Here is a 26,594-nt window from a genome sequence, read left to right as displayed (position 1 = left end):
TAAACACCGGGTAACGGGTGCACGGCAAGTTTCTACTGGGTTGCCCGTCGCCAAGTTCGCTCTGGCGGCAGGTAGAACTGGTCAAAGTCGGTGAAAGCTAATTCCTGCGGGAGATGCCAATACCGAGCCAAGCCCCCGTCTCGACGGGGGAAGGTGTAGAGACTAGACGGCCAGCCTGTAATGGGAAGGTATAGTCCAGACCACAAACCCGAAAGGGGCGGTGAAAACCGTAGTGGTAAGCATAATCCTTTGGTCCAGGGTTCAAGTCCCTGCGGGCCCACCAGATCGAGCCCCAACCGTTTCGGTTGGGGCTTTTTCTTTGACCGTGTGCCATCAACTCGTACTGACCGAAACCGCTGATCTAGTTAGACTATCGTCATGCAGATAACTTTAAGCCAATTGGAGTCGCACCTCTGGGAGTCCGCCAACATCCTGCGCGGCCCTGTCGATGCGGCCGACTTCAAGACCTACATCTTCCCGCTTCTCTTCTTCAAGCGGATTTGCGACGTGTGGGACGAGGAATACGATGAGATCGTCGATGAAACCGGCGATGCCGAGTTAGCCCTCTTCCCCGAGTCGCATCGCTTTCAGATTCCGGATGACTGCCACTGGAATGACGTTCGTGCCGTGGCGACCAACGTTGGCAATGCCCTGCAGCGCGCCATGCGCGAAATCGAAAAAGCCAACCCGGACACTCTGTACGGCGTTTTCGGCGATGCCCAGTGGACCAACAAGGATCGCCTCTCCGATGCCCTGCTCAAGGATCTGATCGAGCATTTCTCGCGCATCTCCTTCGGCAACAAAGACATCGCCTCGGACGTACTCGGCGATGCCTACGAATACCTGATCAAGAAATTCGCCGACGCCACCAACAAGAAGGCCGGCGAGTTCTATACCCCGCGCAGCGTGGTGCGACTGATGATCGAGATGCTCGACCCCAAGGAAGGCGAGACCATCTACGATCCGGCCTGCGGCACCGGCGGCATGCTGCTTGCCGCCGTCCAGCACGTGAAGGAACGTCATGGCGACGTGAAACGTCTGTGGGGCAAGCTCTACGGCCAGGAGAAAAACCTCACCACCTCGTCCATCGCCCGCATGAACCTGTTCCTGCACGGCATCGAGGACTTCCAGATCGTGCGCGGCGACACCCTGCGTAATCCGGCCTTCTTTGAGGTCGATCGCCTGGCCAACTTCGACTGCGTGATCGCCAATCCGCCCTTCTCCCTGGAAAAGTGGGGTGAGGAGTTATGGATCAACGATCCCTTCGGCCGCAACTTCGCCGGCCTGCCGCCATCGAGCAGCGGCGACTTCGCCTGGGTGCAGCACATGGTCAAGTCGATGGCCGAGGGTGCCGGACGCATGGCCGTCGTGCTGCCGCAGGGCGCTCTGTTCCGCAAGGGCGCTGAAGGCAGCATTCGACAGAAGCTGCTGGAGATGGATCTGGTCGAGGCCGTCATCGGCCTGGCGCCCAACCTGTTCTACGGCACGGGCCTCGCCGCCTGCATCCTTGTGCTGCGCAAGAAGAAGCCTGCCCGGCGGCGCAAGAAGGTGATGATCGCTGACGCTTCGCGCCTGTTCAGACGCGGTCGGGCGCAGAACTATCTGGAGCCGGAGCACGCCCTCGAAATCCAGGGCTGGTTCGAGAAGTACGAAGACGTGCAGGACGCCGTGCGCATTGTCAGTATCGACGAAATCAAGGCCGAGGACTGGACGCTCAACATCTCCCGCTACGTGCTGCCGCCCCTGCAAGAGGACATTCCCCCGCTGCCGGAGGCCATTGCCGCCTTCAAGGATGCACTGACCCGTTGCCGGGAGGCCGAGGATCGGCTTGCACGGGTAATGGTCGAGGGAGGCTGGCTGCAATGACCCATGCAACCAAAGCGCGAATCTCCCAACAAGAACTCGAATCCTACCTGTGGGGCGCCGCCGTCCTGCTGCGCGGCCTCATCGATGCCGGCGACTACAAGCAGTTCATCTTCCCGCTGCTATTCTTCAAGCGTATCTCGGATGTCTGGGACGAGGAATACCAGGCAGCGCTAGCCGACTCGGATGGCGACCTGTCATACGCCGAATTCGCCGAGAACCACCGCTTCCAGATTCCCCAGGGCGCGCACTGGAACGACGTGCGCCAGGTGCCGAAGAATGTCGGCATGGCGATCCAGTCGGCCCTCCGGCAATTGGAGTCGGCCAACCCCGATCTACTCGCCGGTATCTTCGGTGATGCGCCGTGGACCAACCGCGAGCGTCTGCCGGACGAAACCCTCAAAAACCTGATTGAGCATTTCTCGACGCAAACGCTCTCGGTGGCCAACGTTCCCGAAGACGAGCTCGGCAACGCCTACGAATTCCTGATCAAGAAGTTCGCCGACGATTCCGGCCACACGGCCGCCGAGTTCTACACCAACCGCACCGTCGTGCACCTGATGACGCAACTGCTCGCGCCCCAGGCCGGCGAGTCGATCTACGACCCCACCTGCGGCACCGGCGGCATGCTCATTTCGGCGCTGGCCGAGGTCAAGCGTAGCGGCGGCGAATATCGCACGCTCAAGCTCTACGGGCAGGAACGCAATCTGATCACCTCCGGCATCGCCCGGATGAACCTCTTTCTGCATGGCGTCGAGGACTTCCAGATCAGCCGGGGCGATACCCTGGCCGCCCCGCAGCACATCGAGGGTGACCGGTTGCGCCAGTTTGACGTAATCCTGGCCAACCCACCGTATTCGATCAAGCAATGGGATCGTGACGCCTGGGGGCAGGATAAATGGGGCCGCAACTTCCTCGGCACCCCGCCGCAAGGCCGGGCCGACTATGCGTTCCAGCAGCACATCCTGGCCAGCTTGAGTGACAAGGGCCGCTGCGCCATCCTCTGGCCACACGGCGTACTGTTCCGCAACGAAGAACAGTCCATGCGCGCCAAGATGGTCGAGCTGGATTGGGTCGAGGCGGTAATCGGCCTGGGCCCGAACCTGTTCTACAACTCGCCGATGGAGTCCTGCGTCGTCGTCTGCAACCGGCGCAAGCCAGCCGCACGCAAGGGCAAGGTGCTGTTCATCGACGCCTTGAACGAAGTGACGCGGGAGCGGGCGCAGAGCTTCCTCAAGCCGGAACACCAACAACGCATCTTGCAAAATTTCCGGGCCTACGCCACTGAGGAAGGATTCTCGGCTGTCGCGACACGTGAGCAAATTGCCGCAAATGGTGCGAACCTATCGATTCCGCTCTACGTGAAACGGTCGACCGCAGCAACGAACAGCAACGGCACCAACGAAGTCGTCAGCCTGCGTTCGGCCTGGGAAAAATGGCAAACCGATGGCCGCGCGTTTTGGCAGCAGATGGACGCCATCGTGGAAACGCTCGATGGACTGGAAGCCCAGGAGGTCGAGCGTGGCTGAGAAGACATTGAAACCCGGCTGGAAGACCTGGCGCTTTGAGCAGATGGCGGCCAACGTCAATGTGCGCATCGACAATCCATCCGAATCCGGCATGGAACATTACGTTGGGCTGGAGCATCTCGACCCTGATTCGTTACGCATCCGCCGCTGGGGTAGCCCGAGCGATGTAGAGGCGGGAAAGCTTTTCTTCAAAACTGGCGACATCATTTTTGCCAAGCGGCGCGCTTACCAGCGCAAGCTGTGCGTTGCCGAGTTCGATGGCATCTGCTCGGCCCACGCCATGGTGCTGCGCGCAAAGCCCGAGGTCGTTTTGCCGGAGTTCCTGCCCTTCTTCATGCAGAGTGATCTGTTCATGAATCGAGCGATTGAGATTTCGGTGGGCTCGCTGTCGCCGACAATCAATTGGAAGACGATGGCGATACAGGAGTTCTCGCTGCCTCCGATGGAGGAGCAGCAGCGAACAGTTAATTTGCTGATGGCTTTGGAAGACCAGATTGGAGCAATCCGAGTCGCGCTAACGGCAGCTACCAAGTTGCGAAAGTCAGCGGCACTGGATGCATTTTCGTCAGTAGATGGCCAGAGTCTAAAAATGGGAGCAGTTGCCGACATACGCAACGGCACAACGCCCAGAAGGGCACGAGATGAATACTGGAAGGGCTCGATTCCATGGTTGCCGACCGGCAAAGTTAATGACCGAATCATTGAAGCCGCAGATGAGTTTATTACCGAGCAAGCACTTGAAGAATGTCCACTGACACTGATTCCAGCGGGCTCGACGCTCGTTGCGATGATCGGCGAAGGGCAGACGAGAGGGCGAGCAGCAATGCTGGCAATTGAAGCATGCATTAATCAGAATTTTGGTGCGGTTATCCCAGGCAACACTCTTGATCCTTGGTATCTGTTCTATTTTCTGGAAAGCAACTACGAAGCCTTGCGTCACTGGTCACAGGGCACGAACCAGCACGCACTGAGCTGCGGGTTATTGAAGGACTTTCCGATACCGGTTCCAGGTCTGGATAGGCAACGTGAAATCGTTGAATCCATTAGGGACATAGAGGTCAGTGAACAGCAATTGGTAGCCAGACTTAAGAAAGCAGCCGATATGAGGCAGGTCGCCCATCAAGTGGCATTGTCCGTGGAGTAACCAGATGGCGATTTTTAACGAAGCCAACACCGTCGAAGCCTACCTCTACGACCTGCTCTCCGGCTCCAGCAAGCCTGTTGCGGTCAACGCTGTTCAGGAGCCAGAAAGCCATTACGGCCGCAACCACAAGGGCCTCGGCTGGCGCCGTCTCGCCAGCGCCGACTTTCCGCGCCAGCCGCAGGAAGTGCTGGTCGAGTCCTGGGTGCGCGAGGCGCTGATCCGCCTCAACCCGGAAATCGCTGCCCAGCCCGACCGCGCCGACGAAGTGCTGTATCGGCTGCGCGCCATCGTGCTGTCGGTGCGCTCCGACGGCCTGATTCGCGCCAACGAGGAAATGATGGCGTGGATCAGGGGCGAACGCTCGATGCCCTTCGGCCAGAACAATGAACATGTGCCGGTGCGGGTGATCGATTTCGACAACCTGGAGCAGAACCAATACGTCGTCACCCAGCAATTCACCTTCCGCGCTGGCAGCGCCGAACGTCGCGCCGACCTGATGCTGGTGGTCAATGGCCTGCCGCTGGTACTGATCGAGGCCAAGACGCCGACGCGGGCGGCAGTGAGCTGGGTCGATGGCGCCTTGCAGGTGCATGACGACTACGAGAAGTTCGTGCCCGAGTTATTTGTCTGCAATGTGTTCTCGGTGGCCACTGAGGGCAAGGAATACCACTATGGCTCGCTCGGCCTTCCGGTCAAGGATTGGGGGCCGTGGAATCTGGATGCCGATGGCGGTGACCCGCAACGGCATCCCTTGCATGGTTTGAAGCTCGCCGCCGAGAGTATGCTGCGGCCGCATGTGGTGCTGGATATCCTCTCCAGTTTCACCCTGTTCGCCACAGACAAGAAAAAGCGCCGCATCAAGATCATCTGCCGATACCAGCAATACGAGGCAGCGAACAAGATCGTCGAGCGGGTGCTGGCCGGTTACCCCAAGAAGGGCTTGATCTGGCACTTCCAGGGTTCGGGCAAATCGCTGTTGATGGTGTTCGCGGCGCAGAAACTGCGCCTGCATCCCCGACTGAAAAATCCGACCGTATTGATCGTGGTCGACCGGATCGACCTCGATACCCAGATCACCGGCACCTTCACCGGGGCCGACATCCCGAATCTGGAGAAGGCCGAGACGCGCGACAAGCTGCAGCAACTGCTGGCGCAGGATGTGCGCAAGATCATCATCACCACGATCTTCAAGTTCGGCGAGGCGGATGGTGCACTCAACGAGCGCAGCAACATCATCGCCCTGGTCGATGAGGCACACCGCACCCAGGAGGGCGACTTGGGCCGCAAGATGCGCGATGCTCTGCCGAACGCCTTTCTGTTCGGCCTGACCGGTACGCCGATCAATCGTTTCGACAAGAACACCTTTTACGCCTTCGGTGCCGATGAGGATGCCAAGGGTTACATGAGCCGTTACGGCTTCGAGGAGTCGATTCGCGACGGAGCGACGCTGAAGCTGCACTTCGAGCCGCGTCTGCTGGAATTGCATATCGACAAGGCCGCCATCGACGCCGCATTCAAGGAGATGACCGGCGGGCTCTCCGATATCGACAAGGACAACCTCGGTAAAACCGCCGCCAAGATGGCGGTGCTGGTCAAGACGCCGGAGCGCATCCGGCGCGTTTGCGAGGACATCGTTCAGCATTTCCAGAACAAGGTGGAACCGAACGGCTTCAAGGGCCAGATCGTCACCTTCGACCGCGAATCCTGCCTGCTCTACAAGACCGAACTGGACAAGCTGCTGCCGCCGGAGGCGAGCGAGGTCGTCATGACCGTCAACGCCAACGAGCCCCAATACAAGGCGTTCAGTCGTAGCCGGGATGAAGAGGAACGTCTGCTGGATCGCTTCCGCGACCCAAACGATCCGCTGAAGCTGATCATCGTCACGTCCAAACTGCTGACTGGCTTTGATGCGCCGATTCTCCAGGCGATGTACCTCGACAAGCCGCTGCGCGACCACACGCTGTTGCAGGCCATCTGCCGGGTGAACCGGACGTACTCCGAACAGAAGACCCACGGCCTGATCGTGGACTACCTCGGCATCTTCGACGATGTGGCCAAGGCGCTGGAATTCGACGACAAGAGCGTAACGGCGGTGGTGTCGAACATTCAGGAATTGAAGGACCGGTTACCCGAGGCAATGCAGAAATGTCTGGCCTTCTTTGCCGGCGTCGATCGCACCGTCGAGGGTTACGAAGGACTGATCGCCGCCCAGCAATGCCTACCCAATAACGAGGTGCGCGACAACTTCGCCGGAGCGTTTAGCCTGCTCAATAAGTTGTGGGAGGCCATTTCGCCCGACACCATCCTTGGCCAGTACGAGAAGGACTACAAGTGGCTGTCGCAGGTGTATCAGTCGGTGCAGCCCTCCAGCGGCCACGGCAAGCTGATCTGGCATTCCCTTGGGGCCAAGACCATCGAACTGATCCATCAGAACGTGCATGTCGATGCCGTCCGCGATGACCTCGATACGCTGGTGCTGGATGCCGATTTGCTGGAAGCGGTGCTGTCGAATCCTGATCCGACGAAGACCAAGGAAATCGATATCAAGGTGGCGCGACGACTGCGCAAGCACCTCGGCAACCCGAAATTCAAGGCGCTTTCAGAACGGCTCGATGCCCTGCGGGATCGCTTCGAGTCCGGCGTGCTGAACAGCGTCGAGTTCCTGAAGCAACTGCTGCAACTGGCCAGGGAAGTGCTTCAGGCCGAGAAGGACGTGCCGCCGGAGGAAGATGAGGATCGCGGCAAGGCGGCGCTGACCGATCTATTCAATGAAGTCAAAACCGCCGAGACGCCGATCATGGTCGAGCGCGTGGTGGCGGACATCGACGAGATCGTGCGCCTAGTGCGCTTCCCCGGCTGGCAGGACACTCTGGCCGGTGAACGGGAGATAAAGAAGGCGCTGCGGAAGGCGCTGTTCAAGTACAAGCTACATGCCGATGAGGAGTTGTTCGAAAAGGCGTACAGCTACATTCGGCAGTACTACTGAGTATCGCGGCCCCGATGCAGCTCAGCTGAATCAGCTTGAGATATCTGACCAAAGGATTTTCAGATGGCTATTCACCAATATCCGGTAGAGGTTCAACCTGATCACCTGGAAAAAATCACGCGGGCCAAGCCCATACAAGCTCTATCGGAATTGGTCTGGAATGGTCTAGACGCTGATGCGACCCGTGTCAGCGTCAGCTTCGAGGAAAATGATCTCGGTGCTCTCGATCGCATTACCGTCCGTGACAATGGAAGCGGTCTTTCCTACGGCGATGCACCAGAACGATTTCGTCGCCTCGGTGGCTCCTGGAAGCGTCCGGGTGCCACGACCGCTAACGGACGATTTTTACACGGTCAGGAAGGTAGAGGGCGCTTCAAGGCGTTTGCCATCGGGGGTTTTGCGGAATGGGCCGTTACGTACCATCGAGATGGCAAGTGCTGGTCGTACACGATAACGATGTCTGGGGGTGACATCCGCCATGTTTCCATCTCGGATGAGGTTGAAGCCGAGCCGGATACTGAAACGGGCATCACCCTCACAATTACGGAACCTGTTAAAGATTTTCGATCGCTTGATAGCGAATCTGCGCTGACCGAACTGACCCAGATTTTTGCGTTGTATCTCGCAGACTACGGTGATGTAACCATTCTCGTTGGCGGGCAACGAATCGACCCGACCACGGTCATCGCCAGCCGCAAGGCATTCAATCTTGCCGACATCGAAGTGTCCGGTAAGGTCCATCCTGTAAGGTTGGAGATCGTCGAATGGAATGGGGTGTTAAACCGTACCCTTTTTCTTTGCAACGACAAGCGTTTTCCGCTAACCCAAGTCGATCGACGCTTTCATATCGGCAACTTCCAATTCTCGGCCTACCTGCAATCTTCCTATCTCAGCGTCGCGCAGCAGGAAGGAACCATCGAATTGGCGGAGATGCAGCAACCGATCGTGATCGCAATTGAGGAAGCGATCAAGAGTATCAAAGACTACTTCCGGAACCGCGCTGCTGAAGAAGCACGTAGCTTCGTGCAGGAATGGAAAGCTGAGGCAATCTACCCCTACCAGGGGGAGGCCGTTACCCATGTCGAACAAGTCGAGCGCCAAGTTTTCGACATCGTGGCACTCAACGTCGCCCGACATCTCCCAGACTTTGCCGATTCACCGTCGAAAAATAGAGCATTCCAGTTGCGAATGCTGCGCCAGGCAATCGAAAAAAGCCCTGATGATCTGCAGTTGATCCTGACCGAAGTACTTAACCTTCCCAAACGAAAGCGGGATGAACTTTCCGAATTACTGCGTGACGTATCTCTGTCTTCAATCATCAGCGCAGCGAAAGTCGTGTCCGATAGGCTTAAATTTATTGCCGGCCTCGACGCAGTGCTCTTCGATCCGGAGCCAAAGAAACGGCTCAAAGAACGCTCACAGCTTCACAGAATCATCGCCGAAAACTGCTGGTTGTTCGGTGAAGAGTATGCGCTTTCTGTCGACGATCAATCACTGACGGAGGTACTTCGATCGCACAAAAAACTTCTGGGCGAGGATGTTGTCATCGACGCGCCGGTCAAGCATATCTCGCAGACACGAGGTATTGTGGATTTGGTTCTTTCAAAGGCAATACGCCAGCATCGGGCCAACGCCCTCACTCACTTGGTTGTCGAGCTTAAAGCGCCCAAGGTGCCCATCAACACCGATGAAATTTCACAGATTGAAGGATATGCCGCGTCGATCATGGATGACGTTCGATTCCGCAATGTTGGAGTGAACTGGGTGTTTTGGGTCATCAGCGACGAACTGGGGCCGCACGCGAAATTCCGCATTGCAGGCGAGCCCACGGGTTTGATCCACAAAGCTGGCAACGTCTCGATTTTCATCAAGACCTGGGCACAAGTTCTTGATGAAAATCGGTCTCGGCTGCAGTTTTTCCAAGAGCGCCTGGAGTACAAGGCCGATAAAGGTGAATCCTTGAAACACCTGCAAGAACGCCATGCACAGTATCTGGAAGGTGTATTCGATGACGAACAAGAACTAACAGCGACTGATGAAGAGGTCGTCAATGAAGTTTAGTCCGAATGGACCGGCAACTGCCCCAGATCCTTGTAGATACAACTCTACGGATTGGAGGTCGTAAAGTTCTAACTTGCGCACTCCACTGACAACTTGGTTTTGGATGCTAGCTGCTTTCAGCAAACGAAGCGATCAGACTGGACTTCTCGATCTTTCAGCTTGATCACGGTGAGACTTGGCCGAGTTACGGTCACGCAAATTTCAATGGTAAAGAAAGCCGAGAGGGTCCCCCCTCCCGGCCTTCCCGTAGCGCTGTCTAAACAGCCGCGCAGTACTCGATCACTTCCTCGGCTGACAGATCGAAACGATAACCTGCCTCGATAGTGTTCAGTCTCGGATCGACGAGCCTGAAGCCGCCGCAGTTATCGATTCTGCCGATTCCGCGGCGGGACTTCTGAGCCACCAGCCCAACGCGTTTTGCCTTACGGCGGGCGCGTTGCTCAAGGGCTTTCTCTGCACGTACTTGCTGGTTCGACATGGCGAACTCCTTTCTAACGAAATGACAAATAGAAAAAGGAGCGCCGGCTGGATGCGTTCGAGGGTATCCAGTACCCGCCTCATGACTTTTGGAAGAAACTACCCTTGCTGCGATACAACCCCTAACCAAGGAAGACCATGACTCACCAAAGCACGCTCGACACCGGTCACCCGGTGTCGCCCGAACGTGCTGAAACGATAGTCTCATTTCGCCACGGCATCAACAGGTCATAACCTCCTTCGCCGACGGTCGAGCGCCCAACCTCCGGCGGTAGCTCTCCGTTTCCTCAGCACGCGAATGACTAACGGCAAGCCCACCGAAAGATCACCCGCCACCAGGCTCCGTTAGGCACCACTTTTTGCCTCCAAACCTCGAAACAAAGCGATAGGGAATCCCCCCTGTCACCTGGAGACATCGCACATGCAACCATCCATCCTCCGGTCGTCCCGCTGGCTCGCCCAGCGGCTCGGCTTGTCCCTGACGACCGTCGAGCGTCTGCGCGCGTCCGGCTCCCAGCACATCCCGCCAGCCATCAAGATCGGCCGCTCGATCCGCTACGACGAAGCGACCGTAGAGCGCTGGTTGGCCGAACGCCAATCCGCCACGCCTACACAACCCGCGCCTGCGACTCAAGGAGCTGACCATGTGGCTTCCTGACATCGAGATCGCGATCACCCTCCCGAAGGGTCCGTTCCGGATTCATCCGGATGCCACGCGCACGGTCGGCCCGTTGCTGTGCACGCACCACAATGGGCAATGGTGGCTGGCTCACCCCGAAGGGGTTCGACGGGGCCAACTCTGCCCTGGCGCCTGGGTCAACCTTTATGAAGGCATCCAAGCCGACGGAACGCAATTCCTGATGCCGGTATTCAGCTATGCCAACGGCGCGGAACCCGATACGCAACCGTTCCTCGATGGCGCAGTCCAGCTCGCCCGCAAACAATGGGTCGAGATCAAAGGCGTGTTGCACGATGACTCCTGCCACCTCGTGCCCGTCGAGAAAAACCTGCCCGAGCCCGATGGCTGGTCACCGCATGTCTTCGCCGACCTCGTCGATAACGGGTTTGGTGGTCGCTATCTGGGATCGTGGCGCGACGTCATGATCCATATCCTTGGCGCGCGCGAATTCGTCGTTCACACGCCGCGCCCGGATTACTTCTACTGGATGCGCAAGCAATTCGACCCGGAAGACACGCAACTCGACCACGAACGCGGCATGGATATCACCGACTAGATCCGCAGGCGCGACCGCTCGCCGCTGACGATCTATGACGCGGCGTCGGACCGTAACCTGCCAGGTCCATATCATCTCCTTGACCCCGGTCGCCGTCATGGCGCCCGGGGCTTTTCTTTTCTGACTCCAGGAGATCACCCCATGCTGCCCCTTGCCGCCATCCCCCTCACCGAAATCGCTGTCGGTACCGTCGTTGGCGTCATCGTCGCCGCACTCGCCCCCGAGCGCATCGACGTGACGGTCAAGTTCAAAGACAAGTCCTGACCACAACAAGAGCCTTCGGCGACGCTATGGGCTCAAAAATCTGAAAGCGTCGTACCCCTCGGAAGCCCGATGACCACCACCGGTCATCGGGCTTCATCTTTTTCCGGTTCCGATTCGAGGAGCATTTCATGACTGCACCGAACACAACGCAATACCTGCGCCTGAAGTCCGATACCGCCCCCAAGCTTGGCCTGCGCGCCTCAGGGGGAATCCACTACTCGATCCTGTGCGACGCCGATCGCCAGAATCTTTTTGTCATGGTCACCGGCAACGACGGCGGCGGCTACTTCTCGAAGGAGATCACGCCGATGTCCAACATCCTTGCCTGCCTGCCGACCGACGGCACAGCGTTTTCAGGCAAGACGCTCGCCAAGGCCTGCGTCTCGCGCACGGCAAATCAGCCCGGCTTCCTGATGGCAATCACTCGTCATGAAGGCCTGACGGCAGCCGCATCGGACAAGCCGCACCAGCATGTCCGAACCGGCGATGTCGAAGCGTGGTCAGCCGCCCTGCTTGCTCTTCCCGGCGAGCCCTATGTCCCGGTCTTCATCGGCGAGGCATCGGCCCCGGTCACGCAAGCGGCCGTCGATCCCGACCCCGCGCCGAGCGAGCAAAGCGCGGCTGTGACAAAGCGCACCAAGCGCGTGTCGAAACGTGCTGCGGCCACCGGCGATGCGTCCGCTTAACCGGCATTCCGATCTTGGCGGGCTCGATCCGGCCTTGCAGTCAGTCATCACGACTTGCCTGCAGCGCTGGATCGACGCTGAGGTGCTGTACGACCCCGACACAGAGACGCCGGTCTATCTGGTCGAGGCCGGCGACACGGGCGAGCAACTGACCACGGCAAGCAGCCTGCTCGCCGCGATCGACGATCCGGACGGCTGCCCGCCCTTCGAGTGGGTGACCGATTTCGGCTGCTGCTTCGAGGCCGCACTGATCCTGTCCGACGACGGGAGCGGCCTGTCGCTGATCGTCCCCAAAACGCCGGGCATCTCATCCGCCCTGCTCGACCTCTGCGCCCGGCTTGCCACTGACGATGTACCGGCGGACTGATCCCCGCCCGCTTCTCTTCCCTGTCGTTTCACATCCGCTGCGCCGCCCACCCGATCGAATCGGGTCTGGGCGGTGTTTACTTTTTCTGGAGGACACCATGAATCAAACCGTCACATCCGCCAGCACGCGCAACCTACCGCGCTTCCCGCTTGGTCAGGTGGTCGCGACGCCGGGCGCACTGGCGCTGCTGGAGCGCTATGGACTGACCGCCTCACAGTTTCTTGCCCGCCATGTGCGTGGCGACTGGGGTGATGTGCCGCCCGAGGACGCCGCCGCGAACGATCAGGCCATTACCGGAGGGCATCGCGTCCTATCGGCCTATCCGGTCGGCGATAAGCGGGTCTGGATCATTTCCGAGTGGGACCGGTCGGTGACGACCGTGCTCATGCCATCGGAGTATTGAGCCGTGGATGCGCCGAAATACGTCCCGCCTACCGACCCACTGGTCGCCGATGTGGTCGCCCGGCTCGATGCTGAAGCGCTCGAACGCTGGAATGAGCGCGCCGGAATTATCGAGTTCAGTTGTCCCGGCACGTCACGCGGTCATGCCGAAGCCCTGGCGTTGATCGACCTGCTTCGGCAGCAATCTTGGTGGCTGACCGGCCTGCTGGCGATTCAGATCGAACTCGACGGAAGCACTGAGTGGGTGCTGACCTGTGACCCGGTGGCCGCGCGACACTTCTTTGCCGACATCGGCGCCGATGAAGTCGCCGTGTTGAACCCCGCCGATGTTGTCCACCAGCAATACGGTGGCGTCGCGATGCTCGGCACGGTCGGTTGATCGCTGCCTTCCGCTTCCTCATAAACCAGAGATGGACCGGAGGTCGTACTTGCTGCGACCTCCGCTGCGGCGTGGCCGCCGACGTGCCCAGAAAGCACAAGGCTTGATGACTGGCGCTCACCGGAATGTCGCGTGTGGTCGTTGGTTTCGTTCTCCAAGCACCCGCGCAGCACCTCGAATCGGACCGCCGGTTCATCTCGATTTTTTTCAACTGCTTTCGATGGAGGATCGACGATGCAACGTCGCATTCGTTTTACCCGGAAGGTCATCGATGGCCTTCCTCCTTGTCCGCCCGATCACGGCGGACGCGAGATTGAATACACCTCACTGGAGGCCCCGCCGGGATTGCGATTGGTCGTCAACAAGCGCGGCGCGAAATCCTGGCTCCAGCGCTACACGATGCCGACCGGCCGTGGCCCCGGCCTCAAGCGGGCGATCAAGCTCGGTGACTATCCGTCGATCGATCCGGCAGAAGCCTGCCGAATCGCGATGGAACACCGCGCCAACATCGGTCGGGGGATCGATCCGCTAGCGGTGCGTCAGGAGTTCATCGCTGAGCCAACGCTGAATGAGTTCTTTGACGAAGAATATTGGCCGCAGCAGGGTCGGCACCTCAAAAGCGCTGCCTGCTTGGAGACACGCTGGCGATTACACATCGCACCGGAATTCGGGAACCTACGCTTCAGTCAGCTTCGCCCGTCCGACGTGATGCGGTTTCACAACCGCAATCGCGAACGACGTTGTGCAGCGACGGCGAATCGCATCCTCGCTTTGTTGAAGCGTGTCTGCAACGTCGCGATCATGCTTGAACGCTGCGACAAGAATCCCTGTCGCGGTGTGCGCCTGCATCCCGAGATGAACATTCGTCGGCGCGTCCTGGCTGGCGACGAACTACGCCGGTTCATCCACGAATGCCAACAAGAAAAATCACGGGTGACTGCGGACTTCCTGATGTTCGCCCTCGCTACCGCAGCGCGCCGTGAAGAATGCTTACAGGCTCAGTGGAGCGAGTTTTCTATCGACGACCGACTCTGGCGCATTCCGGCTGAGCGCGCGAAAAGTGCGCGGTCGCGCTTGATCCCGTTGAACGATTTTGCCCTCAACATCTTGAAAGCCCGAAGGGAAGCCACGACCGGCGACTACGTGTTTCCGGGCAAGCGTGGTGGCTACCTCGTCAATCCGATGAAGGTCTTCGAGCAGATCAAGGCACGCGCCGGGATCGAGGACCTGCACATCCACGATTTGCGACGAAGCGCGGCGTCTCTGATCCTCAACACAGGGGGTGGCGGTACGGGCGGGCTCGTCTTGGCGCAAAACCTTCTCGGCCACGCGAGCAGTATCCTGACCTCGACGCGGTATGCCTTCCTCGCGGACCAGAACCTGATCGATGCCAGTTCAAGACTGGGTTCGGCGTTGGCCGGGGTCAGCGATGGCACTACGCCGTCACCCGCTCATTCAGGCTAGTCGCCTTCATAGAAGATGGGGCAACGGCTTTCGCCGTTACCCCATCTTCTTCGGTTCTTTTTTCATTGAGACCGACCTCCTCGACGTTGGTCGCGTCATTTTCCTGGCGGTGGTTTCATTTTCTGCCCGGGGGATATGTAGCTGTAGAAATGAAACCAGTGCGCGGGCACCCAGGTGCTGATACCAGCGCAGAAAACAGGAGTAGCGTGATGCCACTACCCCCGGCTCTCCAAGCGCAACGGAGTCGATGTTCCGGCCTCGACCAGGGTAATCCGGAATGATCGGCCGGGCAGCTTGGCGAGCTTGACCAAGCCGGCTGCCTCAAGGCGATGCGCGGAATCCGCCGCTGCCCAACGTGAGAGATTGACGCGCGCTGCCATCGATCTAGAGATCTGCACAGTCGGTGAGCGACGAATGGTGACGAGCATCCAGAGTGCGACACAAAAGTGCATCCCCTTTCCCGCGGGCATTGAGGCTGCTGCCTTCTGTAACCAGTCCATCCGAACAGGGCGTGGCTCGCTCGGGTTGAACCGAATGCGCGGCAAATGGTGCGACTGACTGGCTGACATAGGCTGCTCGCATCTGGATTGGATATTGTCTTGTTCGAGCCAGTACTCCTGCCGGTGACTTGTTGTCACCGCCTCTGGTAGCGGGGTGCCACCGGACTATTCACAACACCTCGTCCGCGCTGCTTTCCAGAGATCCCTTAACCGAGGCCGATGGCCCGCGCTGTCGCAAAGCTGTCACGGTCGCCCACAGCGTGGTGATCAGCTTGTCTTTCTGCCGATGACTCAGATTTTGCAACGCGGGCAAGGTACGCATTTCGACGTCGCTCAGCCGCTCATCGATGCTTGGCTCGCGGAATAGCTCGGCGAGACTGACCTGTGGCAATGGCCGGGCGATCGAGTGTTTCGTCTTGTGAAGAATTCGGAGGACAACGCCGTCATCGAGATGACACGGCATATCTTCGGCGACGCCAATCTTTCTGTGGTCGGCAAGCACGGCTTTGAGGCCGCTTCCGGCCGGCGCATGCAATACCAACGGCGTTTCTGCCAGCCCGCTTTCGGCTGCCTGTCGATCGCGTAACGCCTCAACAAATGCGCCCCACTGCCTCCGAGTTAGGGTCGAGGCCGTGATGGCTTGGCCCTCAGCGTAGCCCGAACACGCATCCTCCAGTTTGAAATGGATCCAGCACCGTTCCAGGTGGTAGGCGGCCATCAGGACTTTGGCTTTCCCGCCACCGCGAGATTGCGGTTTCACAACCTGCACGGGGAAAAATCGAAGCGAAATGTGTTCGACATTCCTCGGGATCAAGCCGAATTTTTGCTCGATCTCGCGATAGGCATTCCCGCGCAGACGAGTAATCTGCTTGCGCAACACCTTGCGCTCCGCCGTTTCGGCGATGTCCGGCCAAGCGCATTTCGTTCGCGATTGCCGACCGAGCCATTGATCGTAGATCGGCATGGGCAGTTGCTCAGCCCAGCCCAGCAGTTGTCCGTATGTCTCCAACACCTTGGCGACATCACGATTGGACAAAAGCGTCAGCGCCAGAAACTCCTGGATCAGCCTTGGCAGTGTTCTGGTCGCCTTTCCGGCGCGCTTCTTCGTTAGTAACTCGAACGAAAAATATTCACGCTTTTCTGACTCGTCGATCGGCATTTACGGCTCATGTCCATTGTGGATCAAGCATACGCAGAATTTTATGGTGTGCTCACTGTTTTCACCATAGTGAACTAAGGACTCCCAGCTCTCTGGCGGCGCCATGGGTAGTCGAAGATGGATTGACAACGCGCATTAATCCTGGCGCCTCCAAAAACATCGCTAATTACCATTGTGTAATCAATGGCCTGCATGTTTTTACGCGAAAACCATCGTGGCACCATGAGCGCCATCGATTCACTTTCCACGGCAAAAAACTGCCGCATCCACAGCAATGACAAAACCGAAAACACTTATCGACGCAAAAGACGCTAGCCAGCCGTCGGTCGGAGCTTGCCCTGTGGTCAGCATGGATCTTTGGAGGCGCCACCGGCAAGCACAGGAAAGCTTGCTGAAATCGTTCGTTGAGGGTCTCAAACCAGATCATTCGCTCGCAGCAGGAACGTCCATCGCTGACCGCCGGCGCGAGAAACTGCCCGCTAGTACGCGCATTGCAATCGCATTAGCTGGGATTGGTACTCAACTTCCTGCACAAATGATCGACGACGTCATGGCCAACCAGGTGGCATGGCAAAAATACGAATCGGGCGTCGGTACGAAACCACAACCCCAAAAGCAGATCACCGTGCCTGGAGTTACGGGGCTTTTTCTCCAAGCGTATTACACCGGAGCCCTTCGCTGGCTTGACCGATACATGAATCCTCTAACCGGAAAAAAAACCTGCTCCATCCTGGGGGCCTTCCCGGAGATGTCGCTCGCACGAGCTGCCGCCGCTCACTTCAAGTTGCGCGACGATCTTGCGCAAGGTGTATTGCCAGGCATAGGTGACCGCATGACACTGGACCAAGCAGTCACCGAGCAGGTCTTCCCAAACTCCGAACGGAACGGAAAAAAATCGCTCCGCAGCGATCGGTCCCGGTACCCCAAGCACATCAAGCGCATGTGGGGGGATAAGCGGCTGAGTGAGCTACGTGAGCCGGTCATCCGGCAGGGCATCGAAGAAATCCGACGCGTCGAATCCCCGGCCAATGCGGAGAAACATGTCGCATTCGCCAAGTCGATATTCCGCGACTTGGCGATCTTGAAACTGATCGCGCGCAACCCGGCGGCTGATATCAAGATGATCCAGGTCGAGAACCCGGTCTTGGTAATTCCATCCGACGATCAACTGGCCAAGCTCGGGCAAGCGTTGCTGGCGGAACCTGCCACCGTGTTTTCCGACTTCATTTTGACGGCGATCGTCACCGGCGGCCGACAAGGCGAACTGCGCCACGCGCTGGTCAGTGACCTCGACATTGAACGCAGGGTACTCACGGTCCGTGAAACGAAGAGCGGCCGGGTTGAGACACTTCAACTCTGCGATGTTGCATTGACGGTGCTTACCCGGCGCAAAGCCTTGGCAACGAGTCGCTATCTCTTCGGGTCCCCAAGCGGAGGCCCGCTCGGCGACCCCGGTCATGCGTTCCAGAAGTTCAGCAAGCGGGCGGGTGTTTCTGGCCTAACGCTCCATGCATTCAGGCGGGGGTTTGCAACAGCATGCATACAAGTTCCGGGCGTGACCGCGCACGACGCCAGCAAGCTGTTGACCCACTCCAGCGTCCGCGTCACCGAGAAGTTCTACTTGGTGGCGCCCAACAGCCGCCTGCAGTACGCGGCCGGTGAAGCTGGACGATCGCTCGCCAGGCGCCTTGGACTTGACCCGTTGGGCCGCCCTTTCCTCAAACCTTCGATACGCAGCCTTGCCATGAGCGACGAGGTGCGGTTTGTTGCGGCGTAATACCCGATGACTTTGGATTCATTTTTTTAACCCAGCCATAAGGAGGCTAGAGATGCAGCAAGAACCCTATTTCGATGAACGCGATTACGAGGATGGGTACAGCTACCCGTGCGACGAAGAAGAGCCGGTGAAAGCTCCCAACCCGAGGTCGTCGGCCGTAAATCGACGTCTTGACGATGGTCGTCCCAAAAGTCTCGAAATGCCAAAGCGGAAAGTTCGCGTTATCGAGACTGATGAAGCGCGGCGTGCTCGCCAGTTACAAACCGAATACGACCTCGGAATCCGGCAGCGTCCTCCGACGATTGTCGCGCTTGAAGACCTTTAATCAACGAACTGGAGGCCGACAACCCTTAAAACGACTCTTTGATTGCTCAAGCAGTTTGGTGTGGCAGGCAGCACCGGCAAGCTAGCCGGCGAGAACGGTGCCGCCGCCACGTTACAGCAAGCCATATCTTATAGGAGATAAAACATGGCTAAACACATCCGCAGTCTCATGCTGCGCAACTACTCATCAGTGTTGGTTATGCTGATGGCTCGCATCGCCGTGTACGAGGATGGAATCGGCATCCAGAACGCCAGTGGCAAAACCATTGGCTGGATCGATATCCTGACCGAGGATGAAACCCTCCGCGCGGAGCACTTCAAGCGCACCGCGATGATCTTGAACGACATCGTCAACGACCCGAAGCATGCCGTGCAACCGGACTGGTCGTATCTCGATGAGGGGGTGGTCTCTGCTCCTCTCGAATCGGCCGTGATGCCTACTCGCTCGAAGAAGAAGTTGGACCTTGCCAGTGAAGCCCAAAGCGTCTGATCGCTGATCATCGCCCACCTGAAAAAGCCGCCGTTGCGCGGCTTTTTCTTTTTCCAAACCGGTTTCAATTTCCATACGGGGGATACATAGCGTGAAAAATGAAACCACCGCTGGCGAGCCAAAACGCGCCAGCGATGAAGGAATACTCCATTTCTGCGATGGCTACTTCGCTTCCATGATGGAAGACAGCCTCACCGACGAAGCCCGACTGAAACACGGATTGGCGCAAAAGCCCGTCGCACCGCTTTCGGAACGCGAGCGCTACCTGAAAGCGCATCAAGCTGGCAAACAGAATGTCGGCAGGGCAATACGACGGAAGATGGAGCGCAAGCTGTTTCCGGAGCGCGGCCTCGGTCCTCGGGTGTTCATCGGTTTCGATGCTGAATGGACACGCGCACGGAAGGGTCGGAATCGCATCCTCAGCGTTCAGTTTTACCTGGTCGGGCCGACGGGTGAAGTCTTCACCATGGTCATTCCGGTGGTGAACGGCGAGATCGTCAGCCAGCGCCCGCGACTCGCTGAGGTCATCAATGATCTGCTGGAATCTGCCATGGATGCGGGGGTCATCACGGAACGCCCTGTAGAGGTTGTCCTCTGCGGATTTTTTACGAGGGCCGACATCACGATCTTTTCCGACTTCAAGCATCTCCGCCCGCAATTGGAAGGGGTCGGCGGCACCTTGGTCACCGTGAGCCGGCCCGCTAAAATTGAGTTGCCAATATCGCCGGATCGCCGAGCGGCGCTCAAACACCGCTACCAAGCCGTCGTCGGCGACGAGTTTGAACCCCATCTCTTGAATGTGCACCTGATCGACGCGAGCCGGCTCGCCCCTCCGGGCAAATCGCTTGTCCACCTTGGGAATTGGCTTGGAATTCCGAAGCACGACCTACCAGCGGGCTATGACAAGGCTGACATGGCGCGCTTCCAGCGTGAGCGGCCGGAGGAATACGAAGCGTATGGCTTACGCGACGCTGAAATCGCGGTGATGTTCGTGCTCTGGGTAACGTGGTTCGCCAGCCGTCACCTGGGCATGGATATGCGTCACCTGTCGGCCACCGCCAGTGGCCTGGCTGTACGTATCGGCGAAGCCTGTATCCGTCGCGATGGCGTGGCACTCGACGTCGCCCTGAACTATGAGGTCAAGCAACTGACGCGTTGGGACAACACCACCGGCGTGGGTTACACGCAGAAGAAACGCGTCCCGAAGCGGATTCGCAAGTGGCTGGAGCCCTTTCTGGCCGACGTCTTCATCGGTGGTCATAACCAGTGCTTCACTTATGGACCGACCGAGCGCCGACGTTTCTACGATCCCGATTTGTCTGGCGCCTATCTTTCTGCACTGGCCTACCTCTACACCCTCGACTATGACGAAGTATTCTGGAGCAAGGATGTCGCCGATTTCATCGGCCATGTGGCGGGGTTCGCCCTGGTCGAGTTCTCGTTTCCCGACGAGGTGAAGTATCCCTGCCTTCCCGTTTCCACCGAAGATCGCGGGCTCTTGTTTCCGCGTCGCGGCGAGTCGCTATGCACGGCGCCGGAAATAGAGCTGGCGGTGGCCATGGGCGCCAAGGTGGTCATCAAGCACGGCATTGTCATCCCCTGGATGAAGCGCGAGGACGTTTTCGCGCGCAGCTCGGAGACCCCAGGCAAGCATCGCCCCAAGAAGAAAGCCACGTCGCCTGCAGAAGAATGCGACGACACGCAGGTTGGCCAAACAGAGCAGCAGCATCCGCGCATAATTTCTGATGATGAGGGCTATCGGCTGTTTGAGAGCTATGCGGTTTTCATCCGCGTTACGCGCGATCCATTTGCCCGGAAAACCTTGCCCTTCGAGTTCGTGAAACTGCTCGGCTGTAGCCTTTATGGCAAGACCGGCCAAGGCTTCAAACGAAAGCGTGCATGGGGCGTTCGCGAAATGGGGAGCGTCATCGTCGGCACCTCACGGATATCCGAAGCAGCCATCGCTGCGCTGGTCTGCGGATTCATCCGCGCCGTGATCGCCGAAATCCTCTGGCGGCTGCCGGCCGGAACGACGGTGGTCAGTGCGACGACCGATGGTTTCCTGGTCGATTGCCCGATCGAGCAACTGGACCTGACGGGCGTCATGTGCCGGCGCTTCCAGGATCTCGTCGATCGCGTCTCCCCAGAGTCGCACATGCTGGAAAACAAGCACCAAGTAATGCAACTGTTCGCCGGCCGGACCCGCCTGCAATTCACGGTCGAAGCGGATGGCGATCATAAAACGGTCACGGCCAAAGGCGGCATCAAGCCGGGGCCCGAAGTCGAAGACGAAAACGCCTTCATGCTGGACCTGACGATCAATCGCCAACCTGGCCAGAAAATCACGTACGAATCCTTCATTTCAATGCGTGACCAACTACCGCTGGAACTCGATCTGCAAACAGAAACGCGGGAAACGCGGATCAACCTTGAGTACGATTTTAAACGCCGGCCTATCCCGGCCAGTGTGCGTATGGTTGAGATGGCAGGCACCGATCAAAGCCATTTGGCATTCGATACCGAGCCCTGGGGCACGGTCGATGAAGCGCTGATGACCCGCCTGATCTTCGATGCTTGGCGCGACAACCACTGCCTCAAGACCGTTGAGGACTTCCAGTCCTGGGAGTATTACCGTGCGTTCAAGATGGCAACGCTCAAAGGAGCAAAACCAGCTTCTCCGACGCACAACGGGAACGGGCAGCGGACCGGCCGGAAGAATTTGACGCGTGGGGGTTACCTTGCTGTCGCCAAACAGCTTTTTCTGGCTGCCTACCAGAAGAGGCAGTGGGGTCTCGACGGCGCTGATCTCAGCCAGCGCAAACTGGCGGAATGGCTGACTTCGGAAGGATATAAAACCTCGGTATCGGCCGTGAAAAACGGGACCCGAGAACACCCTGTGGAACACGTGGTGCCGGCGACTGCCGAGGTTGTCACGTTTCTTGAAAAGATGCGTGCTCGTTTCCCGAGCCTGGAAGTTGAGCGCTTCCTGACGGAGAGTTCCTGATTCCTACGCCGTCGAAAGTCGCTGCGGGTCATGCTTAAGCATCGTCAAATGGGCGACTGACCAAACACTTCGGCCGATCTATTAAATACAGCGAACGCCGTACGGCGTTCGCTGTTGACAACTGCCGTAGTCGCTGCCACACTGTGCCCATGTTGATTCAGGAGCGCAGCCATGGGCACCAAGAACGTCACCAAGATCACCGCCAAAATCTGGCGCCAAACGATCGAGAAGCTCGAAAACAAGCTGGACGCTGCTTGTTTGCGTCGCGATAGCTACTTGAGCCGGGTCCTCGACGTAGAGTTACCGATACTCGACCGCGAAATTTGCTTGCGTAACTCGCCAGACGCCAATCGGTTCGTTGCAGGCCGTCTCGAATCGCTCGGCGAGCGGAAACTCGTTACGTTCTCTCTCGATCCCGACGTTGCTGAACGTCTGAACGAAATTTGCGGACGGAAACTGATCGTCCGCGATGCGTTCCTGAATCGAGTGCTTCTCCTTCTTGCCGCGAGCCCGAAGCTGATCAACAGCCTGTTTTTCAAATGGCTCGGCATGGACTTGCACACTTTCATCTTGGATCGGCAAGAAACCGGAAGTCCGGCTGAGACCCGCAACTCGATTGTTTGGGGGGATCGCGGCAAACTCAGTGCGATTTACCCATTGGAACCGTCTATCGACCCGTTCTGGGCGATTCGGGTTGGTATCGAGGAATCCGAATGGGTTGAACTCGTCGACTTCACCGATCCGGATTCAGGATCGATCGTTAAGGTCTGCGAAGGAATCGGCGACGGAAATTTCATGCTTCCGCCGGGCATCTACTCCTCGCTCTTCCACGACAAGCAGTTCAAGGGCCTCGATCTCTACGGCCTGAACTGTTATGTCCCTGATTGGAAGATTCCAGGTCACGAAGCGGAGAGGCGGACTCAGAAACAACTCGACGAGTTATTTGGGGATTGAGGTCCGATCATGAAAACTCTTCACGCCCAAAAACGCGCCCAGCAGCGAGGTATCCCCCCGTTCATTGACGAGTTGCTCGACCTCTATGGCTGTGAGCGGCACGACGGCCACGGTGGCGTCCTGCGTTTCTTCAACAAGAAGAGTGTTCGGGCGATGGAACGGGATATGGGCCGAAAACCTGTCAGTCGCCTCGCCGAATGGCTTCGGGCCTACAAGGTGGTCACGAGTTCGTTCGAGGACACCATCACGACCGGAAAGCTTTTTCGGCGTGTGCTGCACTGACCGACGCTGACACCCAAAGCCATATAGGAGACCGGATCATGCAACTTCAAGCATGTTGTCGCGGCGCACTGCTCGGACTTGCCTGTGGTGATGCCGTTTTGCACGACCATCGAATTCAAACCTCTACGCCGCCGCGATCGCCAAGTGATCTTGGCCTGAATGTTGCCCCGGCACCCGCTCATCAATCAGACGCGACCTAAAGGAGAAAGATCATGGCTACGAAGACTGGCGAAAAGGTTCAGTTGCAATACATCAACAAGCATGGCGAGTTTTCGACACTGACGCTCGACAAGTTCATCGCCGACTACCTGTTCAGAAAGACGGCGAATGCGATGCAATGGGTTCAAGATCGCCATGATGAGTTCGTCCGCTCGATGGGCGAGGGCATGAAGAAGCTCGAAGGGCGCAAACTGGCCCGCGCGGTCGGAGACTCAATCCGTATTTCCGCCTTGACGCTAGCTCTCGGCGACGATGAGTTCTTGGGCGATTTCTGAGTTGTCTGCACAACAATCACCCTGCCGTCTTTATGAATCAAGAAACCAAGTTCGATGCCGAATTGCTCACCCATGCCCGGGGCGCAATGATTGGCGCCTTGGCTGGTGATGCCGCCGGTGCGACGCTGGAATTTCTTGGCCGAAAACCATTTGCGGCAGAGGTAGAGAACGCCATGCGTATGGTTGGTGGTGGGATCTGGAAAACGGCGCCGGGGCAAGTGACCGACGATGGCGAGCTGACACTGGCACTGGCCCTCGGACTGGCCGGGCAATCGGCCTATGACCGCAACCGGGTTGCCCGCGCTTATCGCCATTGGTTTCTCTCGTCACCTTTCGATGTTGGACATGCAACCCACAATGCACTGAGCGAGGGTGATCCCGCCAGTCCAGACTTTGGAGCACAGATGTGGCTGCGCGCTGCGCAAAAAAACCGTGACTCGAAGGCTAATGGCAGCCTGATGCGCGCATCGGCAATCGGGGTCTGGGGCGCCGGCAGATCGATTGGATCGACGGTGTATGCGGCTTTGTTTGACGCCCGACTGACCCATCCCAACCCTACCTGCCAATGGGCCGGTGTCGCGTACGTGGTTGCCATCCGTCACTTGTTGCTCAACCCTGGAGATGCGGCGGGCGCTTTAAAGCTCACTGCTGACATTCTGGACGAGGTTGAAGGCGACGCCAAAGAAGTCCGGTCTTGGTTGGGCGATGCCCTTCGTGGTGAGCTCCCTGCCAGTCACCCGCAGGCGGGGTACATTCGGATCGCCTTCACTTGGGCCTTTCATCATTTGTCCATTCAGACATCGTACGAATCGGCAATCTTCGCCACCCTGTCGGGCGGCGGTGATACTGATACCAACGCCTGCATCGTTGGCGGGCTGATCGGCGCCTTGCACGGTGAAAAGGGCATCCCCGAGACGATGCGGAACGCGGTATTGCATTGCGACACCCATCAGGGGCGGTCGCGTCCAGAGTGGCTTCAAACCAAGCAGGTCGATGCACTGATTGTCCGCCTTTTGCAGCCGACTACTTGGTAACAGCGCAGTCTATGGCTTCAGAACGCGACCCCTGGCCGTGGAGCAAGGGCATTCGTTTGCCTACCCAAGACACGTGCTTCAATAATGCATCTAGACTACATCGGCCTCAGTAGCTAGAATCAACGCCGGTGCCCACCCTACTTGCACGCGAGTAAAAAAAGGCAACACGGCAACGACCGTCATATCTTGATAGACCTCTCTTTGAGCCTCGTCGTCGGGGACTTAAACGCGTGCACCTGACCCGATCCGGCGAGGTTTTCAGGAAAGGTTGATCATGACGATCAAGCAACTTGCGTTTGACGCACAGCAGCACCTCCACGCCAATACGGGCGCGAACTTCAAGCGCGCCCACATCTACGAGCTACTCGCCGCCGCGCTCGGATTCAGTTCCTACGCGTCCCTGACCGCGGGTCACGTCTTCACCCAAAACGGCCTCACCAGTCGGCACCCGGCCAGTTTTGCCGAACGAGTCGGCCGCCGATGCCTAGACTTGGACTACCCGCCTGAAGCGGCCCTTCGGGTTTCCCAGGCACTCCCGATCTACATGACGCAGAAAGGCATCGGCGTCGTCCGCATCTCCGATCTGCTTGCAAACCTGCTGGGGGAAACGGGAGATTCGTCGTATGGCGGCGGCGACTCTGAGGGTGACGACAACGAACGGCTCGAATCGTGGCTCGATGTCGAATCGATTACTTGCCCCATCCTCCTCGAAGGCCTAGTCGCAGCAGGGGATAGGGGCGATGCACGCGCCCATTACGCGTTGGCGCTTCTTCACGCTCCGACCGACGACGACCCCTACGATGAACCCGTCGGCAGTGAGTTTTGGTACACCGAAGAGAAAAACGGCCGCGTTCTTGCGGGCGTTGAGAAAGAATGGGCTGACGCATACGCGGCCTCGCTTAGCAATGCCGAAAAGTACGAGCACCACCTTCGGACCGCTGGCGCCCTCGGACATGAAGGCGCCTTGCTCGAAATGGCCGAGCGCTTCGACGATCCGTCTTTCTTCGAGCGCCCCCCACACCCGTCCGCGGACATCGATCCGTCGCTTGCGGCCGATCTGGCCGAAAGATTAGGCCGCCCTGACGACGCATGGCAGTGGCTCACCATCGCCGCTGAACGTGGTGACACCGAAGCCATGCGAAAACTCATTGAAGGATACGACCAGTCGACCCCGCAGCGATGCTGGCAATGGTTTTACCTTGCCGAGATGCTTGGAACCGATCTCGCCAAGGACGAATACCGCGCCATAAATGAGGACGGATCAGACTATGACGATGATATCGGTGGCCCGGCCTATGTTGGAGGGCGTGGTGGCGTCGAGTTAGAGCTGATCGATGCGGCGTCAAAAGCCGCAGCAAAAAGCGCTGCATCCACGTTTTTTGACGCCATCAAAGTTAGGGGCGATGCGTTGCGCAGATCGAGTTCGATTTGACCCGGTTTCCGGTCCGGTTCCGGTACATCAGACCCCGTCTGGTACACTTCTGGTTCCGAATTTGTGGTTTGGGTTCGTGTCGAGAAACATGAACTAGCCTTTGCACTCAACAACTTAAAAGCAACGCACAAGTTGAGAGGGCGCGTTTCCGAGGGGCTCATAATCCTTTGGTCCACGGTTCAAGTCCGTGCGGGCCCACCAATTCTAAAACCCAACCCTTACCGGTTGGGTTTTTTTCTGCCCGCCGCGCCAGTACTGGCGGGGCTTTCGGCGGGGTCTGGTGTTTC

Annotated in this window: 25 protein-coding genes; 22 read left to right on the top strand and 3 right to left on the bottom strand. The window is 58.3% G+C overall.

Features of this window, described 5'->3' with window-relative positions; all coding sequences use genetic code 11:
• Positions 1 to 378: 378 nt before the first annotated feature.
• The 5 genes from Q1J43_RS10790 to Q1J43_RS10770 all read left to right on the top strand — a co-directional run bounded on the left by Q1J43_RS10790 (position 379) and on the right by Q1J43_RS10770 (position 9,583).
• A complete protein-coding gene (locus Q1J43_RS10790) occupies positions 379 to 1,866 on the top strand; it encodes a class I SAM-dependent DNA methyltransferase (RefSeq protein ID WP_301102505.1) in 1,488 nt (495 codons plus the stop codon).
• Positions 1,863 to 3,392, top strand: coding sequence for a class I SAM-dependent DNA methyltransferase (locus tag Q1J43_RS10785; protein WP_301102504.1), 1,530 nt, complete (start codon positions 1,863 to 1,865; stop codon positions 3,390 to 3,392). The genes Q1J43_RS10790 and Q1J43_RS10785 overlap by 4 nt, the downstream gene beginning before the upstream one ends.
• Positions 3,385 to 4,536 (top strand): restriction endonuclease subunit S, encoded by a 1,152-nt coding sequence (locus Q1J43_RS10780; protein ID WP_301102503.1) that lies wholly within the window; start codon positions 3,385 to 3,387, stop codon positions 4,534 to 4,536. Before Q1J43_RS10785 ends, Q1J43_RS10780 begins: the two co-directional genes overlap by 8 nt.
• A 4-nt stretch (positions 4,537 to 4,540) precedes the next feature.
• Positions 4,541 to 7,522 (top strand): HsdR family type I site-specific deoxyribonuclease, encoded by a 2,982-nt coding sequence (locus Q1J43_RS10775; protein WP_301102502.1) that lies wholly within the window; start codon positions 4,541 to 4,543, stop codon positions 7,520 to 7,522.
• Positions 7,523 to 7,585: 63 nt separating this feature from the next.
• Positions 7,586 to 9,583 (top strand): ATP-binding protein, encoded by a 1,998-nt coding sequence (locus Q1J43_RS10770; RefSeq protein ID WP_301102501.1) that lies wholly within the window; start codon positions 7,586 to 7,588, stop codon positions 9,581 to 9,583.
• A 256-nt stretch (positions 9,584 to 9,839) separates the two neighbouring features.
• Here the strand turns inward: Q1J43_RS10770 and Q1J43_RS10765 are convergent, their stop codons facing one another.
• Positions 9,840 to 10,061, bottom strand: coding sequence for a hypothetical protein (locus tag Q1J43_RS10765; protein ID WP_301102500.1), 222 nt, complete (start codon positions 10,059 to 10,061; stop codon positions 9,840 to 9,842).
• A gap of 420 nt (positions 10,062 to 10,481) precedes the next feature.
• Between Q1J43_RS10765 and Q1J43_RS10760 the strand changes: the two genes are divergently transcribed.
• From Q1J43_RS10760 to Q1J43_RS10725, 8 genes are all read left to right on the top strand, one after another.
• Positions 10,482 to 10,718: a helix-turn-helix domain-containing protein gene (locus Q1J43_RS10760; protein WP_301102499.1), complete on the top strand. Its 237-nt coding sequence runs from the start codon at positions 10,482 to 10,484 to the stop codon at positions 10,716 to 10,718.
• Positions 10,705 to 11,295, top strand: coding sequence for a hypothetical protein (locus tag Q1J43_RS10755; protein WP_301102498.1), 591 nt, complete (start codon positions 10,705 to 10,707; stop codon positions 11,293 to 11,295). Before Q1J43_RS10760 ends, Q1J43_RS10755 begins: the two co-directional genes overlap by 14 nt.
• Before the next feature lie 141 nt (positions 11,296 to 11,436).
• On the top strand, positions 11,437 to 11,559 hold the full coding sequence (locus Q1J43_RS10750; protein WP_301102497.1) for a hypothetical protein: 123 nt from the start codon (positions 11,437 to 11,439) through the stop codon (positions 11,557 to 11,559).
• 128 nt (positions 11,560 to 11,687) lie between these two features.
• A complete protein-coding gene (locus tag Q1J43_RS10745) occupies positions 11,688 to 12,245 on the top strand; it encodes a hypothetical protein (RefSeq protein ID WP_301102496.1) in 558 nt (185 codons plus the stop codon).
• Positions 12,232 to 12,612, top strand: coding sequence for a hypothetical protein (locus tag Q1J43_RS10740; protein WP_301102495.1), 381 nt, complete (start codon positions 12,232 to 12,234; stop codon positions 12,610 to 12,612). The genes Q1J43_RS10745 and Q1J43_RS10740 overlap by 14 nt, the downstream gene beginning before the upstream one ends.
• Before the next feature lie 97 nt (positions 12,613 to 12,709).
• Positions 12,710 to 13,015 (top strand): hypothetical protein, encoded by a 306-nt coding sequence (locus Q1J43_RS10735; protein ID WP_301102494.1) that lies wholly within the window; start codon positions 12,710 to 12,712, stop codon positions 13,013 to 13,015.
• A 3-nt stretch (positions 13,016 to 13,018) separates the two neighbouring features.
• A complete protein-coding gene (locus tag Q1J43_RS10730) occupies positions 13,019 to 13,393 on the top strand; it encodes a hypothetical protein (protein WP_301102493.1) in 375 nt (124 codons plus the stop codon).
• Between the two features lie 234 nt (positions 13,394 to 13,627).
• Entirely contained in the window at positions 13,628 to 14,857 is a 1,230-nt protein-coding gene (locus Q1J43_RS10725) for a site-specific integrase (RefSeq protein ID WP_301102492.1), read from the top strand.
• A gap of 215 nt (positions 14,858 to 15,072) precedes the next feature.
• Here Q1J43_RS10725 and Q1J43_RS10720 read toward each other — a convergent pair whose 3' ends face one another.
• Together Q1J43_RS10720 and Q1J43_RS10715 are read right to left on the bottom strand one after the other, a co-directional pair.
• Entirely contained in the window at positions 15,073 to 15,309 is a 237-nt protein-coding gene (locus tag Q1J43_RS10720; RefSeq protein WP_301102491.1) for a hypothetical protein, read from the bottom strand.
• A gap of 217 nt (positions 15,310 to 15,526) precedes the next feature.
• Positions 15,527 to 16,516 carry a hypothetical protein gene (locus tag Q1J43_RS10715; protein WP_301102490.1) on the bottom strand — a complete coding sequence of 330 codons (990 nt, stop codon included), beginning with the start codon at positions 16,514 to 16,516 and terminating at the stop codon, positions 15,527 to 15,529.
• Between the two features lie 388 nt (positions 16,517 to 16,904).
• Between Q1J43_RS10715 and Q1J43_RS10710 the strand changes: the two genes are divergently transcribed.
• The 9 genes from Q1J43_RS10710 to Q1J43_RS10670 all read left to right on the top strand — a co-directional run bounded on the left by Q1J43_RS10710 (position 16,905) and on the right by Q1J43_RS10670 (position 26,307).
• Complete coding sequence (locus Q1J43_RS10710; RefSeq protein ID WP_301102489.1) at positions 16,905 to 18,293, top strand: site-specific integrase; 1,389 nt, start codon at positions 16,905 to 16,907, stop codon at positions 18,291 to 18,293.
• A 52-nt stretch (positions 18,294 to 18,345) separates the two neighbouring features.
• Positions 18,346 to 18,618 (top strand): hypothetical protein, encoded by a 273-nt coding sequence (locus Q1J43_RS10705; protein WP_301102488.1) that lies wholly within the window; start codon positions 18,346 to 18,348, stop codon positions 18,616 to 18,618.
• 144 nt (positions 18,619 to 18,762) lie between these two features.
• Positions 18,763 to 19,107: a hypothetical protein gene (locus Q1J43_RS10700; protein WP_301102487.1), complete on the top strand. Its 345-nt coding sequence runs from the start codon at positions 18,763 to 18,765 to the stop codon at positions 19,105 to 19,107.
• A gap of 91 nt (positions 19,108 to 19,198) precedes the next feature.
• Positions 19,199 to 22,111: a hypothetical protein gene (locus tag Q1J43_RS10695; protein WP_301102486.1), complete on the top strand. Its 2,913-nt coding sequence runs from the start codon at positions 19,199 to 19,201 to the stop codon at positions 22,109 to 22,111.
• A 171-nt stretch (positions 22,112 to 22,282) separates the two neighbouring features.
• On the top strand, positions 22,283 to 23,065 hold the full coding sequence (locus tag Q1J43_RS10690) for a hypothetical protein (protein ID WP_301102485.1): 783 nt from the start codon (positions 22,283 to 22,285) through the stop codon (positions 23,063 to 23,065).
• 9 nt (positions 23,066 to 23,074) lie between these two features.
• Positions 23,075 to 23,347 (top strand): hypothetical protein, encoded by a 273-nt coding sequence (locus Q1J43_RS10685; RefSeq protein ID WP_301102484.1) that lies wholly within the window; start codon positions 23,075 to 23,077, stop codon positions 23,345 to 23,347.
• A gap of 212 nt (positions 23,348 to 23,559) precedes the next feature.
• Positions 23,560 to 23,841, top strand: a complete 282-nt coding sequence (locus Q1J43_RS10680) for a hypothetical protein (protein ID WP_301102483.1) — start codon at positions 23,560 to 23,562, stop codon at positions 23,839 to 23,841.
• Between the two features lie 32 nt (positions 23,842 to 23,873).
• Complete coding sequence (locus Q1J43_RS10675; protein ID WP_301102482.1) at positions 23,874 to 24,875, top strand: ADP-ribosylglycohydrolase family protein; 1,002 nt, start codon at positions 23,874 to 23,876, stop codon at positions 24,873 to 24,875.
• 274 nt (positions 24,876 to 25,149) lie between these two features.
• Positions 25,150 to 26,307, top strand: a complete 1,158-nt coding sequence (locus tag Q1J43_RS10670; protein ID WP_301102481.1) for a hypothetical protein — start codon at positions 25,150 to 25,152, stop codon at positions 26,305 to 26,307.
• Positions 26,308 to 26,594 lie beyond the last annotated feature (287 nt).

Origin of the sequence: Propionivibrio sp., assembly GCF_029255185.1 — a bacterium.
GTDB lineage: Bacteria > Pseudomonadota > Gammaproteobacteria > Burkholderiales > Rhodocyclaceae > Propionivibrio.
The sequence above is the reverse complement of the archived record's forward strand: the minus strand, read 5'-3'. Positions and strand labels throughout refer to the sequence as shown.

Excerpts from the sequence above, each read along its gene's own strand:
- Q1J43_RS10790 (WP_301102505.1), top strand. The coding sequence starts at position 379 with ATGCAGATAACTTTAAGCCAATTGGAGTCGCACCTCTGGGAGTCCGCC.
- Q1J43_RS10785 (WP_301102504.1), top strand. The coding sequence starts at position 1,863 with ATGACCCATGCAACCAAAGCGCGAATCTCCCAACAAGAACTCGAATCC.
- Q1J43_RS10775 (WP_301102502.1), top strand. The coding sequence starts at position 4,541 with ATGGCGATTTTTAACGAAGCCAACACCGTCGAAGCCTACCTCTACGAC.
- Q1J43_RS10770 (WP_301102501.1), top strand. The coding sequence starts at position 7,586 with ATGGCTATTCACCAATATCCGGTAGAGGTTCAACCTGATCACCTGGAA.
- Q1J43_RS10765 (WP_301102500.1), bottom strand. The coding sequence starts at position 10,061 with ATGTCGAACCAGCAAGTACGTGCAGAGAAAGCCCTTGAGCAACGCGCC.
- Q1J43_RS10760 (WP_301102499.1), top strand. The coding sequence starts at position 10,482 with ATGCAACCATCCATCCTCCGGTCGTCCCGCTGGCTCGCCCAGCGGCTC.
- Q1J43_RS10755 (WP_301102498.1), top strand. The coding sequence starts at position 10,705 with ATGTGGCTTCCTGACATCGAGATCGCGATCACCCTCCCGAAGGGTCCG.
- Q1J43_RS10750 (WP_301102497.1), top strand. The coding sequence starts at position 11,437 with ATGCTGCCCCTTGCCGCCATCCCCCTCACCGAAATCGCTGTCGGTACC.
- Q1J43_RS10745 (WP_301102496.1), top strand. The coding sequence starts at position 11,688 with ATGACTGCACCGAACACAACGCAATACCTGCGCCTGAAGTCCGATACC.
- Q1J43_RS10740 (WP_301102495.1), top strand. The coding sequence starts at position 12,232 with ATGCGTCCGCTTAACCGGCATTCCGATCTTGGCGGGCTCGATCCGGCC.
- Q1J43_RS10735 (WP_301102494.1), top strand. The coding sequence starts at position 12,710 with ATGAATCAAACCGTCACATCCGCCAGCACGCGCAACCTACCGCGCTTC.
- Q1J43_RS10725 (WP_301102492.1), top strand. The coding sequence starts at position 13,628 with ATGCAACGTCGCATTCGTTTTACCCGGAAGGTCATCGATGGCCTTCCT.
- Q1J43_RS10720 (WP_301102491.1), bottom strand. The coding sequence starts at position 15,309 with ATGCACTTTTGTGTCGCACTCTGGATGCTCGTCACCATTCGTCGCTCA.
- Q1J43_RS10715 (WP_301102490.1), bottom strand. The coding sequence starts at position 16,516 with ATGCCGATCGACGAGTCAGAAAAGCGTGAATATTTTTCGTTCGAGTTA.
- Q1J43_RS10705 (WP_301102488.1), top strand. The coding sequence starts at position 18,346 with ATGCAGCAAGAACCCTATTTCGATGAACGCGATTACGAGGATGGGTAC.
- Q1J43_RS10700 (WP_301102487.1), top strand. The coding sequence starts at position 18,763 with ATGGCTAAACACATCCGCAGTCTCATGCTGCGCAACTACTCATCAGTG.
- Q1J43_RS10690 (WP_301102485.1), top strand. The coding sequence starts at position 22,283 with ATGGGCACCAAGAACGTCACCAAGATCACCGCCAAAATCTGGCGCCAA.
- Q1J43_RS10685 (WP_301102484.1), top strand. The coding sequence starts at position 23,075 with ATGAAAACTCTTCACGCCCAAAAACGCGCCCAGCAGCGAGGTATCCCC.
- Q1J43_RS10680 (WP_301102483.1), top strand. The coding sequence starts at position 23,560 with ATGGCTACGAAGACTGGCGAAAAGGTTCAGTTGCAATACATCAACAAG.
- Q1J43_RS10675 (WP_301102482.1), top strand. The coding sequence starts at position 23,874 with ATGAATCAAGAAACCAAGTTCGATGCCGAATTGCTCACCCATGCCCGG.
- Q1J43_RS10670 (WP_301102481.1), top strand. The coding sequence starts at position 25,150 with ATGACGATCAAGCAACTTGCGTTTGACGCACAGCAGCACCTCCACGCC.